We start from the raw sequence: 14,453 nt of genomic DNA, 5'->3' as shown, positions 1-14,453 counted from the left end.
GCCATTAAGTTCCTTTTCGGACAAAATCTAAAATATGCTGCCATGTTTCTAATCGCAGAACATCTAATGCCTCTCCATCTCCGACCATACTAAAGCCTACAATCAAACCAATAATTAATGCAAACAAGCTCAGAACAATCGTAATGAGCAATTTTAGCCAGACAGGAATAAGACGGCGTACGTAGCGCTTATTTTGCTTCTTCTCGGCACGTCGTGCTTTGGCTTTTTTTTGCTCTTGTGTTTGCTTAGATTGATTCTGTTTTGACGGATCCTGCTTTTTGCTATTTTTTTGTTTTTTAGCTGCTGGCTTAGTTGATTTTGTTTGCTTAGCTTTAGCTTGGTTGTTGTTATTCTTCTTTTGTTGTTCAGCTTTTTGTTCCTTAGACATAAGAAATGGCTCCTTACTCGAAAAACTTGCGCTTTATCTGATCTTTATTTTAACGTAGTTGGTTAATCAGACCTTTCATTTGATCATGCATCGAAATCGTTCTTGCATTAAACTGATAGGCCCGCTGTGTTTCTATCATGTCGGTCATTTGAATGGACATATTGACATTGGAGCTCTCCAATGCGCCACTTTGAAGGCGGACATTATTCCCTTCTACATCGTTGATGATTTCATTCAGATTGTAATTGGCTAACGTTTCTTCTGAAAGACGAAATAAACTATCACCCGTTCCTTCTAATAATCGTGGACGTACTGCCTCTACAATATTAAGCTGTCCTTCGACTTGCTCCATCCCGTTTCTTGTTACATTGATTCGTCCATTTTCATCTATGGCTACATTATCCATATCATTTGCTAAAATAATCGGGCCAGCTTCTCCTAGCACTGGATAACCGTCAGATGTAACAAGCATCACTTGCTCATTATTAATAGGACTTAAGTAAAAATTCCCGGCTCTTGTGTAACGAATTTCTTCGGTGCCATTTTCCACCACGTTTACTTGAAATAGATGGTTAGCTTCTAATAAAGCTACATCCAATGCCCGTTCTGTTGTCTGAAGAGATCCTTCTTGCAGATTAAGATTTGTATGACCTAGCTTAGCACCTGCTCCAACACGAATACCTTCAGGAGTTAATCTTGCTCCATTATCTGTCGCATCTTCTGTATTAATCTGTTGAGTTAGTAATGCAGAAAAATTAGTCTCTCGACTTTTAAAACCGGTTGTATTTAAATTAGCTAAGTTATTTCCAATCGTATCGAGTTTGTGCTGAAGCTGTGTCATCATTGCTGCAGCTTGAAATGTCATTCTCGTCATGGATTTATTCTCCTTTTTCTATTATCCGAGTCGTGCTATCTCATTCACTGCCTTGTCTAGACTTCGATCATATGCTTGTACAACTTTTTGGTTTGCTTCAAAAGCACGGTATGCCTGCATCATCTCTGTCATCGTTTCCGCTTGGTCTACATTCGAGCCTTCTAGATAACCTTGTTGAACATTAAATTGTAAACCTGCTGTTTCTCTAGCATCAACCAATGCCTCTGCATCTTCCGCTAATTCAAATAAATCCTCTTCATTTTTTACTAATTGATTGGGGTCATTGCTATAGACGACTCCGAGCGGTATATTTTGTTCTCCAATTTGAACAAATCCCTCAGGCGTTACTTCAAATTCTAGTCCATCTGTATTGATCGGATTCCCTGCATTATCTAACACATAATATCCTGCATTCGTAGTTAGGTTCCCTTCACCATCAACGGTAAAGTTACCGTTTCTCGTATAGCGAACATCTCCATCACCATTTTGGATCGTAAAAAAAATCGAGCCATTTTCATCAGGAGTTTCTGTTTGAACTAATGCCATATCTGTTGTCATATCTGTCTGTTGAAGGGATCCCTGTGAGAAATCAGGAATCGTTTCATGAACATACACTCCTGTATTAATTGCACCGATCTCCAACATTGTTCGAACTTGACTTTGCGATCTTGTCGGTATTTGCTGATTTTCCATACGATGAATCAGTAGCTCTGGAAAAGCTTTTAATGATGCTTGATCCTGTTTATACCCTGGGGTAAGAGCATTCGTCATATTATTGGACAAAACTTCCTGCTTCCGTTGCTGTGCCATCATACCTGTTGCCGCTGTATAAAAACCTCTTAACATTTCCGCTCACCTCTTTGCCTTTAGACGATGGAACGTTCCAATTTATCGATATTGTCTAACATAATGCCTGTTCCTTTTGCTACACATGTCATTGGATCCTCTGCAAGCAAAACAGGTACTTTAAGCTCCTCTGCTAACAGTTGGTCTAAGCCGTGTAATAATGCGCCTCCACCTGTAAGAATGACACCGCGATCGATGATATCTGCTGATAATTCTGGAGGTGTTTTTTCCAGTACGGTTTTCGCACTTTGCACAATAAGCGCAATAGATTCTCGAAGTGCTTCTTCCACTTCACCTGAATAGATGGTGATCGTTCTCGGAAGGCCTGTCACCATATCGCGTCCTCGAATGTCAATTTCTTCATTTCGGGACCCTTCAAAAACTGTCGCAACATTGATTTTAATATCCTCTGCCGTACGCTCACCGATAAGTAATTTATATTTTCTTTTTACATATTGTAAGATTTCGGAATCAAATTTATCGCCAGCCATCTTTACAGATTGTGCTGTTACAATGTCTCCCATTGATAGCACCGCAATATCGGTCGTTCCACCACCAATATCCACTACCATATTACCGCTCGGTTGGAAGATTTCCATCCCTGCTCCGATTGCTGCAATTTTTGGCTCTTCTTCTAAGTAAACCTTTTTTCCACCTGATTTTTCTGCCGCTTCTCTAATTGCTTTCTGTTCGACTTTTGTGATGTTTGTTGGGCAGCAAATTAACATTCTTGGCTTTGATAAAAAGCCTTTGACATCGATTTTATTGATAAAATATTTAAGCATTGATTCGGTTACATCAAAATCAGCAATAACGCCATCTTTTAATGGACGAATCGCTTCAATATTTCCTGGTGTACGCCCTACCATGCGTCTAGCTTCTTCTCCAACTTCTAATACTTTTCCGGTATTACGGTCCATTGCCACAACAGATGGCTCGTCTAAAACAATGCCTTTACCCTTCACATGAATTAAGACATTCGCCGTTCCTAAATCTATTCCAATATCTCTTGAAAACATGAAATCTCGATCCTCCCTAAGATTCTAATTGCTTCGTATCCGTACTGTTATATATGTATCTATATCTTTTTCAATAGTCGAACACAATGCCTCTGATTATATATAATAGCACAAAAATTGAGAAATTGTTACTATTTTTGTTGAAAAAATACAAGATTTGCTTTTATGAGTTTTGGTTGGTGTCGAGAAATGGAAGTTGCTATTTTCATCATCGTATTCAGGCTCTAATGGAAGGTATGTATAGGTTAGAGAGGATCCTCAGTCAGAATTTCCTTTTCCTTGATGGCTTGCGGATTATATAGGTATTTAGAACCATTATGCCTCTGTTTTGGCTAATGGCTTGTGGAGCGATGGACTATCTTTTTCATATAATTGGTATTTCATTTTCGTTGCTTCGCCTCCTCTTAAGTGACGGATTGCTTTATGATGGTTTAAAATTTCCTTCACTTCATTTGCTAATTCTGGGTGTAATTCTGGTAATCGCTCTGTAAGATCTTTGTGTACGGTGCTCTTGGATACACCAAATTCCTTGGCAATGACCCTTACCGTTTTCTTGGTTTCCACCAGGTATTTTCCAATTTTCAATGTGCGATCCTTAATATAATCATGCACTACACTCGCCTCCCTATGTTGTAAGTCCAAGGTGTGAACAGAGACAAGCTATGGAGTGATCAACATGTATGATAATGAGTTTTAAATTTTTTGGTATCTATTTTATTCATAAGCCAATAATCATTCAGCGAATAAACGTTCTGAGGATAATAGGATGTCTAGACAGAGACGTCCTAGATTCTCACCTTAGACAAGAGATAATGATTTGTACCATTGTATTAGACGAGATCGAGCATTATGACAATATTTTGCCAGTCCGACGGATTATCGGTAATGTGGGTATGTGGTGAATGATGAGTGGTGGTATTATGGGATAGGAGATCTGCAGCATGATTCATTTTTGAAAGTAAATCTGAACAGGCAGCCCAACCAATATCCACCGATTATCCAACACATATTCTTTATAACGCTTGAAATTGTTTTATTCACATTTTGTATGTTTACTTTTTCTATATTTTACAAACATTGATAATCCAACAATTATGTACATTTCCATCTGCATGTGCATATTACTATTTTACCGACAAACGCTATATTTGCTAAATCAAATACTACTGTTGGAGACTATGCCGTAGATACGTTTGACAACGGTAAAAAAGCTGTTTTTACTAATGTAATAACTGGAGAAACAGCAACCGTCGAGTTTTCGAGTGATTGGATTCAGGGTACTATTGTAAACATTCCAATTACACTAATTTTCTACATGAGGAAACAACTTATGATAGATTATACCGTTGATTGTAATAAGAATAACATAAATAAAAAGCAAGTGTTTTTCCCGGACACGCTTGTGGTAATGCCTTATTCTTCAGCTAATTCTTGAAAACCGTATGATGTGGATGATTAACCCTGCTGTTTCCAAAATGGGCTTTATTCGATTTATAAGTGCCATTTTGAGGACCTATTCTTCTATTTGGGCTTTAGCCGCTTGATAAGTGCCATTTTGAGGACAGACTCTTCTATTTTGGGCTTTATCCACTTGATAAGTGCCATTTTGAGGACAGACTCTTCCATTTTGGGCTTTAGCCGCTTGATAAGTGCCATTTTGAGGACAGACTCTTCTATTTTGGGCTTTAGCCGCTTGATAAGTGCCATTTTGAGGACAGACTCTTCTATTTTGGGCTTTATCCACTTGATAAGTGCCATTTTGAGGACAGACTCTTCCATTTTGGGCTTTAGCCGCTTGATAAGTGCCATTTTGAGGACAGACTTTTCCATTTTGGGCTTTAGCCGCTTGATAAGTGCCAATTTGAGGACAGACTCTTCTATTTTGGGCTTTAGCCGCTTGATAAGTGCCATTTTGAGGACAGACTCTTCCATTTTGGGCTTTAGCCGCTTGATAAGTGCCAATTTGATGCGTGGCTTCCGAATTTTGGGCTTTATTCATTTTATGAGTGGCCTTCGATTAATGATCGGCTGTTGAAATGCTTCCAAATATGTAAAAGGAGATAAGTCTCTGTGAACTTATCTCCCTTCTTACATCTAACCAATATCTCCGAAGTCTGGATCTATGTTTTTTATTTTTTTCTCTAATAGTAGACCTTCTCTCATTATCTCTACTCCTTTTAAGAAATTCTCATATTCCAAACATTTCACAGGCTTGCATTGGTAATTTTGCGAAGAAATAATCACTCCTTTTTCTCATAAATTCTTGATAGGAATTAATAAAATGATGTTGTTTATTTGTGATTAATCCTAGATAGTATTGTGTAAATGGTGTGGAGGTTTCTGCTAGTTCTAATAGCTGTTTTGCTCGTTTCTTATTTCCTTTGGCAATTTCAATATGAGCACCCTCCACTGGATCGTTGGTTGTAACATTTTCGACTTTACCAAAATGTGCACAAATAAATGGGTAAGTTCTTGTTGAGATTTTATGTAGAATTCTTTTATCTTGAAGTAGTTGAGCAATATATTTTGCTTCCTCGAGGTGATAGATGCATGATTCAAAGTCTTCATAGATATAGCTTAGGGATAACGAGATGTGTAACTCTGCTTTTTGTCTTAAATGATTCGGCATATGTAATGCTTCATAGGCGTGCTTTCTAGCGAGAATTAACTCATTTTTTTTCCAATAGTACGTAAAAAGCAAAAGCTGTATCCGAATATGAAAAAATTGAACGAGAAGCGGGTTGTCAATCTTGTGAAGTAATGGCTGTATTTTGTTTAAGTAATAGCCGATTTTGTCATAGTAGTAAACAGACATATCTAGCTCGATGTTTAAGAAATAGTGTAAACATTGTAGCTCTGGTGTATCATAGTTTAGATTTTTTGCGACAGACCGAATAGCATGGACAGCATTTCTTTCCTGAATATCTATCATTAATTCATATAAAATAGCGGTTTGTTGATTTAAACTACTTTCACTATTTTTATTCTTTTCAATAAAATAGGCAAGCTCTTTGTTACATTTATTGACATAGAAATATTCAAGAGCAAGTCGATCATTTAATGGCGATGAAGACTTCATGCAAAATTCCTTCACTAATTCAATCATTCTTGCTTCATCTTGATCCAAACTAATCATAGTAATAAATTGATGGAGACCTAGTACAGTATCTGATTCTAGATATTTTTCAATAATCCCTGTATAAGTTTTTTCTGTATGCATTTTCCTACTCCTTTCACAATTATCAATTATTTCACATTCGAGGAATTATGCAATAGGTTTTAGAGGAAAATCGTTCGTCAAATCACCACGACTATCGACAAAAAAAGCAAAAAATGGTCAGTGCTCTATCCCGTGCGACAGCTAACTATGACAATTGGGGAAAAGACTGGAAAAACAAAAAAGAGAAAGCCTTCAAAGCTTTCTCTCTTTTCTCTTTACGCTTGTCCCATCGATCTGGAAGATTCACTTTTATTCTGTGAATCTTCTTCACTATTACTTTCATCTTCTTCCGTTTTATCAGTGGACTCGCCATCCTCTTGTTCCGAATCCTCTGATGATCCTTCTTCACCTTGCTCCGCATCATCAGACTCATTGCCTTCTGGTTCAGAGTTCTCTGTTGTTTCCTTATCTTCTTGCTCTTCACCTTCTGCTGAGTCGCTATCCTCATCGGAAGATTCAGGTGCAACAATTCTATTAATCGGTTGATTAATATAAGTTTCTGGATTTACAGGTTCATTGTCTTTGCGTACTTCAAAGTGTAAATGGACACCATTATCCTGGCCAAGACTATTTTGACCTGCTGTTCCAAGTGTTTGGCCTTGCTTTAGCTCGGTTCCTTCTTCTACTAACACTTCACCTAAACTAGCATAATAAGTGGTAACTCCTTGCTTATGCTCCATTTTCACAACATTCCCTAATAGCGGGTCTTGCTTGATTTCCGCTACTGTTCCTGATAGAGCAGCCATTACATCAAACGCTTGATTGTCTTCTGTGGAGATGTCGATACCATCGCTCTGATAATATTTGTTTTGATGTGAAATCAATGCTTTCTCTTGTTCCTCAGCATCTGCTCCATAATCATAGAATTTTGTGACAATTTCAGTTTGCAAGTCTTCTGCTACTGGCATCTTCAAGACTTCTTGTTGCTGCATCACAGATTCAGCATCCTCTTGATCCTTATCGAGATCTCCATTTAGCTGATCCTCCATGTTCTCTGCTAAATCAGGTACTTGATTGGTTACATTTTGATACCATAAGACCCCCGAAAGTAGCAGTGCAGCAACGGTTAAATAAAGTGCAGGAAAGAACCATCTTTTTTTGAAGATACGTTTCCAACTCTTTTTTGAAACGTTCTTGTTTTCCTCCATAATTCATCACCTCAGCAACCATTGTGATCAAATGGAGGAAAATTTATACATCAATCTATAAATTTTTTTTAGAAATCTATTTCGCTTCTATCTTATTCGGATTTAGCAAGCAATGTCGGAGCAGCTTGCTCTAATGGTTGAATAGTTGTTCCTTGATAATAATACGTAATAATATCCTGATAGTTTTTTCCTTCTTTCGCCATTCCATTCGCTCCGTATTGACTCATACCAACACCATGGCCGTAGCCTTTTGTTGTAAAAACATAATGGTCATTTTTCTTCGTGATCGTAAAATCGTTAGATGGAAGGGCGAGCTTTTCTCTTATTTCTCTACCTGTAAATGTTTTCCCGCCAATGGTGGCTTGATCGACTCGCTTACTATCTGTACGCGTAATTTGAAAATCTTGCACCTGATTTGATAAATTTACTCCAAGCTTTTGTTCTACTTGAGCAACGGTTAGTACCGTTTGATCTAAAAACTTTGGTGATAATTCCTCATCCCAAGGGCTTTCCACTGTTCTTAGATACGGCAAGGCATTTTGCCAATAATTTTCAGAGTCTTCGGTGTAGCCATTACTTGTAGAGAAAAATGCTGGAGTAATCGGTTCCTTTTCATAGGTGATAATTTCTCCTTGTGTTGCAGCGACCGCCTCTGTAATTTTCTCCATTTTCCAATGGTAATCTGTTCCCCAAATTTGACGTAATTCATCATTATTTTTATATACTTGGTGTTGAACGGTGTCTGTAACATCTGCATCAGCTGGTAGACCTTCATCTGTGCCTTGCTTCAAAAAACGCACAATGTAAGTTCTTGCCGCTAGTGCTTGTGCCTTTAAGGCCTCTAGCTCAAATTCTGCCGGCATTTCTGAAGCTACAACGTTAATGACATATTCCTCTAAAGGAATTTCTTCCACTTCGTTCTCTTCTGTTCGGAATACATTAACTTGGAATGGAGATTCTAGTGATTCTACAGCTTTCTTTGTTTCTTTAGTTACAGCTGTCTCGATGGATGCTTGTGTTGCCTTATTGTCTTCCTTAAATGGAACGACAATAATGGATGGAATGAGAAACATAATGAAAAGTAGTGTTGCTGTGAAAATGATGGTAGGTAGCTTCCAATTGATTGATGGATTTTTCTTAAACTTTGGCATGTATGACCTCCTCTAATCTTTCATTCCACTACTCTATTTATATTCTGTTGATAAAAGATTAGAACATGGTACAAGTTATATTTTTTCTAATAGAGATTTTTTGAGATAGAAAAAGAGGACAAGCTATGAACTGTCCTCTTTGTTAATTATTGTACTTCTACTCTCTTCATCGATATATTTTGTACAGGAATCTCCCGAACTCTTTCAATATCTGCTCCTAATCCAGCAAATTTATCTGTAATATTTACATATCCTCTATCGATATGCTGTAAAGAAGTTACTCTAGTATATCCATCTGCTACTAAACCAGCTAAGATAAGCGCAGCTCCTGCACGCAAATCGGTGGCGGCAACCTCAGCACCTTGAAGATTGACAGGGCCTTCTACGATCACACTTCGCCCTTCTATCTTCAGCTTAGCATTCATTCTTCTAAATTCTTCTACATGCATAAAACGATTTTCGAATACTGTTTCTGTAATAACACTAGTTCCAGTTGCATTTAGCATCAATGCCATCATTTGTGACTGCATATCAGTTGGAAATCCTGGATGTGGCAATGTCTTAATATCCGTAGCTTTCAATTTTTTAGGTCCAATTACCCGCAGGCCATTTGGCTCCTCAATAAAACGAACTCCCATTTCCTCCATTTTTGACACAAGGGAACGGAGATGATCAATTTCTGCCTTTTCAATTAAAACATTTCCACCAGTAATGGCAGCTGCCACCATGAATGTTCCTGCTTCTATACGGTCTGGAATAATTGTGTGTTCTGCCCCTCTCAGCTTACGAACACCATCGACTTTTATCGTTTCTGTTCCGGCACCAATAATTTTTGCACCCATTTTGTTCAAGTAATTAGCTAAATCTACTATTTCTGGTTCTTTTGCCGCATTTTCAATGGTTGTTCTTCCACTCGCTAATGCCGCAGCCATCATAATATTTTCTGTAGCCCCAACACTTGGCATATCTAGGTAAATCTTTGCGCCTTTCAACCTACCATTTGTAGTTACTTCGACGAAACCATTCCCAACATGTACATCTGCTCCCATTGCTTCGAAGCCTTTTAGGTGAAGATCAATTGGGCGTGAACCAATAGCACAACCTCCAGGTAATGCTACTTTTGCGTGTCCATATCTAGCTAATAATGGACCTAAAACAAGTACAGATGCACGCATTTTTCGCACATATTCAAACGGAGCTTCTGTCAATAAATCATTTGTTGCATCTACTGTTACTGTATTATTTTCATATTGTACATCAACATGCATATGGGTTAACACTTGATTAATTGTATAAACATCTGCTAACGCAGGTACGTCATGGATTATACTTTTTCCTTCACTTGCAATTATACTAGCAGCGATGACAGGCAATACAGCATTCTTCGCACCTTCAACTTTCACAGTGCCATGTAACTGCCTCCCGCCACGGACGATGATTTTTTCCAAGGCTCATTCTCCTCTGTAGTCCATATTCATTATTATTAATATTCAGTAATTAGGATAGGTGTTCCTATGATGAGAGTCGATTGATTATTCGATCCTTTTGTCACTGCAATATGAGTATTTATTTCGTTGTCATCAATCGTGATGGATTGCTCCCATTTTGGTGTATACCCAGTCCAAGTTTGAAATTTGTTGTCTTTAAGCTGATCATATATGGTTAAATTTAAAGTTTCTGCGATTTTTTCTATTAAACAAACAATATCAATCATACCATTTTTGACAGCCTCAAGACAAGTAAAATATTGTGCATTTTTAGTGAATAATTTCTCTGTCATTTCGTCTAATTTACGCAAATATGTTTTCTTTACTTCTTCAGAATAATCGGATGATGATATTTTATAAATGACCTGATATTCCTTCCCTGAAGTTCGCACTATTAATAAAGATTCGACAATATTAGCAGAACTATGACGGTCGCCCCTATATTTAGTGACGCCATCTATTTGTGTTTTCCCAATTTCAAAATCACCTAAACCTTGGATGACATTATCTACATTCTCTATGAGAAGGTTCTCTCTTACGACGACTTCCCATTTATCTAATTGAAAATCATTTTCCTCTGCAATATTTAACATCTCTTCTAATTGCTGTTGACTACTCTCTATACTGCTAGCTTCTACCTCTTGCCATATTATAACGGTTAATATTAATATGATTCCACCTAATAAAAAACGCTTCATTTCCCGCACTCCTTTTTTTATTACAAGTGTTAGCAGGAAATGAAGCTATTAAACTATTTTTTGTTCGACAATTCTCTTAAAATAAATAGATTAACTGTTGAGACCAATTCAAGAAATCTAAGAAGAAATTGCTGACAGTGGATCCAATGGCGATTGTGAGAAAAATGATAAGGATCCTCGCCTCAAATACTTTGTTTTTTCGAAATAGTTCATCAAAGTTTAAGGACTGTACGACTTGCCATGTAATGACGATAAAAATCAAGTGTGAGATTATACTTACTAAACCATTTTGAGCTAGTGTTTGTTCTATCATTCATTATCCCTCTTTTTCATTATTCTGAAGACTATTCTATCATATTCTATTGTTCGATGCTTTTCTCATTTTAGAAGAAATTTCGCTATTTCCCGGGAAATTTATTGTCTATTGGAGACTATTTTGAGAATTGTTTAGGTCTGTTGGCGAGTTGGGGGTATTCGAAATGAAATTTGTAGCTTTATCGCCGATATAATTTTATTTTTGACAAATCTTCTATTATTCTGTTGGGATACTTGGTGACCAGTTCTTTTGACTCTGAGTTGTATGGTTATTTAGTTCTATAAAATACTTTGTTGTAGGTTATTGGAGTGTTAAAGATTAGCTGGTGATCGTGGCATTACCTATTTATCTTGGTTATCTTGTTCAGGGAACGTGCTATTCCTAGATATATCCTTTTTTCTTGGTGATCTTGCTCTAGGTTCATCATGTTACCAAGATATATAATAATAATTTTCCATTGCTATAAAGAAGAAACAAGAGACTTCTCCTTAATGGCGAAGTCTCTTGTGGTAACTTATCTATTTTCAGCAATGTCTAATCGATTCATAGCACGTTTTAGTGCTAGTTCTGCCCTTCTGAAATCAATTTCATCTTGTTTAGCTTGTAAGCGTCGTTCTGCTCGTTCCTTAGCGGCTCGGGCACGTTCAATGTCTATGTCCTCAGGACGTTCCGCTGATTGTGCCAGAATTGTTACCTTATCAGGGCGAACCTCTAGAAACCCACCACTTACTGCAATGCGTTCTGGGTTTGGACCTTTTAGGCGAACACCACTAATGGATAATGGAGCAACGAGTGGAATGTGACCAGGTAAAATACCAAGTTCACCACTTTCAGCTTTACAGCTAACCATCTCAAATGTATCTTCCAGAACAGGGCCATCTGGAGTAACAACACTTACTGTTAGTGTATTCAACAGAACCCCTCCTCAGGCTGGAATTGAAACATACTGGCTATTAAGCCATTTGCTTCGCTTTTTCAACTACCTCTTCGATACGGCCAACTAAACGGAAAGCATCTTCTGGAAGATCATCATATTTACCTTCTAGAATTTCTTTAAAGCCTTGTACCGTTTCTTTTACAGGAACATAAGAACCTGGTTGACCAGTAAACTGCTCTGCAACGTGGAAGTTTTGAGATAAGAAGAATTGAATACGACGAGCACGAGCTACTGTCAATTTATCCTCATCTGAAAGCTCATCCATACCTAGAATTGCAATAATATCTTGAAGCTCTTTATATTTTTGAAGTGTACGTTGTACTTCACGTGCTACCTCATAGTGCTCTTCACCTACAACTGCAGGGTCAAGGGCACGAGATGTTGAAGCAAGTGGATCCACCGCTGGGTAAATACCTTGCTCTGACAATTTACGATCAAGGTTAGTTGTTGCATCTAGGTGGGCGAAGGTTGTCGCAGGTGCCGGATCTGTATAGTCATCGGCAGGTACATAAATCGCTTGAATAGATGTAACAGAACCTTTATTAGTAGATGTGATACGCTCTTGTAACTGACCCATTTCCGTTGCTAGTGTTGGTTGGTAACCAACTGCAGATGGCATACGACCAAGTAATGCCGATACCTCTGAACCAGCTTGTGTAAAACGGAAAATGTTGTCAATAAATAAAAGCACGTCTTGACCTTGTTCATCACGGAAGTACTCAGCCATGGTAAGACCTGTTAATGCTACACGCATACGCGCTCCGGGTGGCTCGTTCATTTGACCGAACACCATCGCTGTTTTGGAAATAACACCAGAGTCCTTCATTTCATAATAGAGGTCATTTCCTTCACGAGTTCGCTCTCCAACACCGGCAAACACGGAAATACCACCATGCTCTTGTGCAATGTTGTTAATTAGCTCTTGAATAAGAACCGTTTTTCCAACACCGGCACCACCAAACAAACCGATTTTACCACCTTTAATATATGGCGCTAAAAGGTCTACTACTTTAATTCCTGTTTCTAAGATTTCTGTATCTGTTGCTAAATCATCAAATTTTGGTGATTGACGATGGATTGGATCACGACGAATGTCAGTACCTAATTCTTCGTCTAAGTCAATTTTTTCACCTAATACGTTAAATACACGCCCTAATGTCACATCACCAACTGGTACAGAGATTGCTGCATTTGTATCAATAACCTCTGCTCCACGCTGTAATCCTTCTGTAGATGACATCGCAATAGTACGAACAGAATCATCACCAAGGTGAAGTGCTACCTCAAGCGTCAATTCTTGTGATTCGCCTTGTATTTGGTACTGTACCTTTAACGCATTGTATATTTCCGGGAGGTGTCCATCGTCGAATTTAACGTCAACGACTGGTCCCTTGATTTCAATAACGCGTCCCTTTGCCATCGATTTCCCTCCTAACTACTATTTCAATCTCATTCTCACTTATGATCTAAGTGCTAGCCTAACTATTTGCACTCTCCATTTTCTACTCTAATGCTGCTGCTCCACTCACAATTTCGGTGATTTCTTGTGTAATGGCTGCCTGTCTTGCACGGTTATACTGTAAAGACAAATCAGAAATAAGCTCATCCGCGTTATCAGTCGCATTTTGCATTGCTGTCATACGTGCAGCATGTTCACTTGCTTTACTATCAAGTAATGCACCAAATATTAAGCTTTCAGCATATTGTGGTAACAGCACATTTAAGATCTCTTGTTGATTTGGTTCATATTCATACATACTCTTACTACCACCACTTACTTCATCTTGTAAGTCAGTAAGTGGAAGAAGTTTTTTAGATGTAACCTCTTGTGATATTGCACTGACAAAGTGATTGTAGAAAATCACTAACTCATCAATTTCACCATCAATAAACAGTTGTACTGTTTCAGAAGTAAGATCTTTTACATCAGCAAAGTTTGGTTGATCCGATAATCCAGTGATCTCATGTAAAATTGGGATTCCACGTTTTTGGAAGAAATCACGTGCCATTCGTCCAACAACAATCACTGCAAATTCATCATTTGATTGATGGCGATCTTGAATCGTACGATACACTTTACGAAGTACTCCACTATTAAATGCACCAGCAAGCCCACGATCAGAAGCAATAACAAAATAAGCTGTTTTCTTTACTTCACGTGTTTGGAGCATCGGATGATCCGCATCCTGTCCACTTCCAGCAATACTTGTTACTACTTCTTTGATCTTGTTGCTATATGGATCAAAAGCTTTGGCAAATTCCTCTGCCTTACTCAGTTTCGATGCTGATACCATATGCATTGCTTTTGTGATTTGCTTCGTTTTTTGTGTAGAAGTAATTCGTGTTTTTATATCTCTAAGTGATGCCAC

16 protein-coding genes are annotated in these 14,453 nt (G+C 38.0%); all 16 read right to left on the bottom strand.

Translation table 11 applies throughout. The annotated features are described in order from the left end of the window. Window positions 1-4 precede the first annotated feature (4 nt). On the bottom strand, window positions 5-388 hold the full coding sequence (locus tag ACZ5R4_RS16305; RefSeq protein WP_054861574.1) for a DNA-directed RNA polymerase subunit beta: 384 nt from the start codon (window positions 386-388) through the stop codon (window positions 5-7). A 49-nt stretch (window positions 389-437) separates the two neighbouring features. Continuing rightward, window positions 438-1,262 (bottom strand): flagellar hook-basal body complex protein, encoded by an 825-nt coding sequence (locus ACZ5R4_RS16300; protein WP_054861573.1) that lies wholly within the window; start codon window positions 1,260-1,262, stop codon window positions 438-440. Between the two features lie 21 nt (window positions 1,263-1,283). Further along, the gene (locus tag ACZ5R4_RS16295) at window positions 1,284-2,108 is read right to left on the bottom strand and encodes a flagellar hook-basal body protein (protein WP_464367620.1); all 825 of its coding nucleotides are present in this window, start codon (window positions 2,106-2,108) and stop codon (window positions 1,284-1,286) included. A gap of 20 nt (window positions 2,109-2,128) precedes the next feature. After that, a complete protein-coding gene (mreB, locus tag ACZ5R4_RS16290; RefSeq protein ID WP_109985228.1) occupies window positions 2,129-3,127 on the bottom strand; it encodes a rod shape-determining protein in 999 nt (332 codons plus the stop codon). 315 nt (window positions 3,128-3,442) lie between these two features. Next, window positions 3,443-3,739, bottom strand: a complete 297-nt coding sequence (gene spoIIID / locus ACZ5R4_RS16285) for a sporulation transcriptional regulator SpoIIID (RefSeq protein WP_054787628.1) — start codon at window positions 3,737-3,739, stop codon at window positions 3,443-3,445. Window positions 3,740-3,957: 218 nt separating this feature from the next. Beyond that, entirely contained in the window at window positions 3,958-4,119 is a 162-nt protein-coding gene (locus ACZ5R4_RS16280) for a hypothetical protein (protein ID WP_347836657.1), read from the bottom strand. Between the two features lie 521 nt (window positions 4,120-4,640). Continuing rightward, window positions 4,641-5,126: a hypothetical protein gene (locus ACZ5R4_RS16275; RefSeq protein ID WP_464367619.1), complete on the bottom strand. Its 486-nt coding sequence runs from the start codon at window positions 5,124-5,126 to the stop codon at window positions 4,641-4,643. Window positions 5,127-5,315: 189 nt separating this feature from the next. Beyond that, a complete protein-coding gene (locus ACZ5R4_RS16270) occupies window positions 5,316-6,347 on the bottom strand; it encodes an AimR family lysis-lysogeny pheromone receptor (RefSeq protein ID WP_109985409.1) in 1,032 nt (343 codons plus the stop codon). Window positions 6,348-6,562: 215 nt separating this feature from the next. Next, entirely contained in the window at window positions 6,563-7,495 is a 933-nt protein-coding gene (locus ACZ5R4_RS16265) for a M23 family metallopeptidase (protein ID WP_109985410.1), read from the bottom strand. A 92-nt stretch (window positions 7,496-7,587) separates the two neighbouring features. Next, entirely contained in the window at window positions 7,588-8,646 is a 1,059-nt protein-coding gene (gene spoIID / locus ACZ5R4_RS16260; RefSeq protein ID WP_054861568.1) for a stage II sporulation protein D, read from the bottom strand. A gap of 146 nt (window positions 8,647-8,792) precedes the next feature. Then, window positions 8,793-10,094: a UDP-N-acetylglucosamine 1-carboxyvinyltransferase gene (gene murA / locus ACZ5R4_RS16255; protein ID WP_109985411.1), complete on the bottom strand. Its 1,302-nt coding sequence runs from the start codon at window positions 10,092-10,094 to the stop codon at window positions 8,793-8,795. A 35-nt stretch (window positions 10,095-10,129) separates the two neighbouring features. Then, window positions 10,130-10,831 carry a YwmB family TATA-box binding protein gene (locus tag ACZ5R4_RS16250; protein WP_054861567.1) on the bottom strand — a complete coding sequence of 234 codons (702 nt, stop codon included), beginning with the start codon at window positions 10,829-10,831 and terminating at the stop codon, window positions 10,130-10,132. A gap of 76 nt (window positions 10,832-10,907) precedes the next feature. Then, complete coding sequence (locus tag ACZ5R4_RS16245) at window positions 10,908-11,144, bottom strand: DUF1146 family protein (RefSeq protein WP_425454600.1); 237 nt, start codon at window positions 11,142-11,144, stop codon at window positions 10,908-10,910. 517 nt (window positions 11,145-11,661) lie between these two features. Next, window positions 11,662-12,060, bottom strand: coding sequence for a F0F1 ATP synthase subunit epsilon (locus ACZ5R4_RS16240; protein ID WP_054861566.1), 399 nt, complete (start codon window positions 12,058-12,060; stop codon window positions 11,662-11,664). A 40-nt stretch (window positions 12,061-12,100) separates the two neighbouring features. Beyond that, window positions 12,101-13,504, bottom strand: a complete 1,404-nt coding sequence (gene atpD, locus ACZ5R4_RS16235) for a F0F1 ATP synthase subunit beta (protein WP_054861565.1) — start codon at window positions 13,502-13,504, stop codon at window positions 12,101-12,103. Window positions 13,505-13,586: 82 nt separating this feature from the next. Then, window positions 13,587-14,453: an ATP synthase F1 subunit gamma gene (atpG, locus tag ACZ5R4_RS16230; protein WP_054861564.1), complete on the bottom strand. Its 867-nt coding sequence runs from the start codon at window positions 14,451-14,453 to the stop codon at window positions 13,587-13,589.

It is taken from the genome of Gracilibacillus sp. JCM 18860 (assembly GCF_055395245.1).
Note: the sequence above shows the minus strand (reverse complement) of the source record. Positions and strands in the feature narration are given on the sequence as shown.

Bases quoted from the DNA above. Each gene is read 5' to 3' on its own strand.
- ACZ5R4_RS16305 (WP_054861574.1), bottom strand. From the start codon at position 388: ATGTCTAAGGAACAAAAAGCTGAACAACAAAAGAAGAATAACAACAAC.
- ACZ5R4_RS16300 (WP_054861573.1), bottom strand. From the start codon at position 1,262: ATGACGAGAATGACATTTCAAGCTGCAGCAATGATGACACAGCTTCAG.
- ACZ5R4_RS16295 (WP_464367620.1), bottom strand. From the start codon at position 2,108: ATGTTAAGAGGTTTTTATACAGCGGCAACAGGTATGATGGCACAGCAA.
- mreB (WP_109985228.1), bottom strand. From the start codon at position 3,127: ATGTTTTCAAGAGATATTGGAATAGATTTAGGAACGGCGAATGTCTTA.
- ACZ5R4_RS16275 (WP_464367619.1), bottom strand. From the start codon at position 5,126: ATGAATAAAGCCCAAAATTCGGAAGCCACGCATCAAATTGGCACTTAT.
- ACZ5R4_RS16270 (WP_109985409.1), bottom strand. From the start codon at position 6,347: ATGCATACAGAAAAAACTTATACAGGGATTATTGAAAAATATCTAGAA.
- ACZ5R4_RS16265 (WP_109985410.1), bottom strand. From the start codon at position 7,495: ATGGAGGAAAACAAGAACGTTTCAAAAAAGAGTTGGAAACGTATCTTC.
- spoIID (WP_054861568.1), bottom strand. From the start codon at position 8,646: ATGCCAAAGTTTAAGAAAAATCCATCAATCAATTGGAAGCTACCTACC.
- ACZ5R4_RS16250 (WP_054861567.1), bottom strand. From the start codon at position 10,831: ATGAAGCGTTTTTTATTAGGTGGAATCATATTAATATTAACCGTTATA.
- ACZ5R4_RS16245 (WP_425454600.1), bottom strand. From the start codon at position 11,144: ATGATAGAACAAACACTAGCTCAAAATGGTTTAGTAAGTATAATCTCA.
- atpD (WP_054861565.1), bottom strand. From the start codon at position 13,504: ATGGCAAAGGGACGCGTTATTGAAATCAAGGGACCAGTCGTTGACGTT.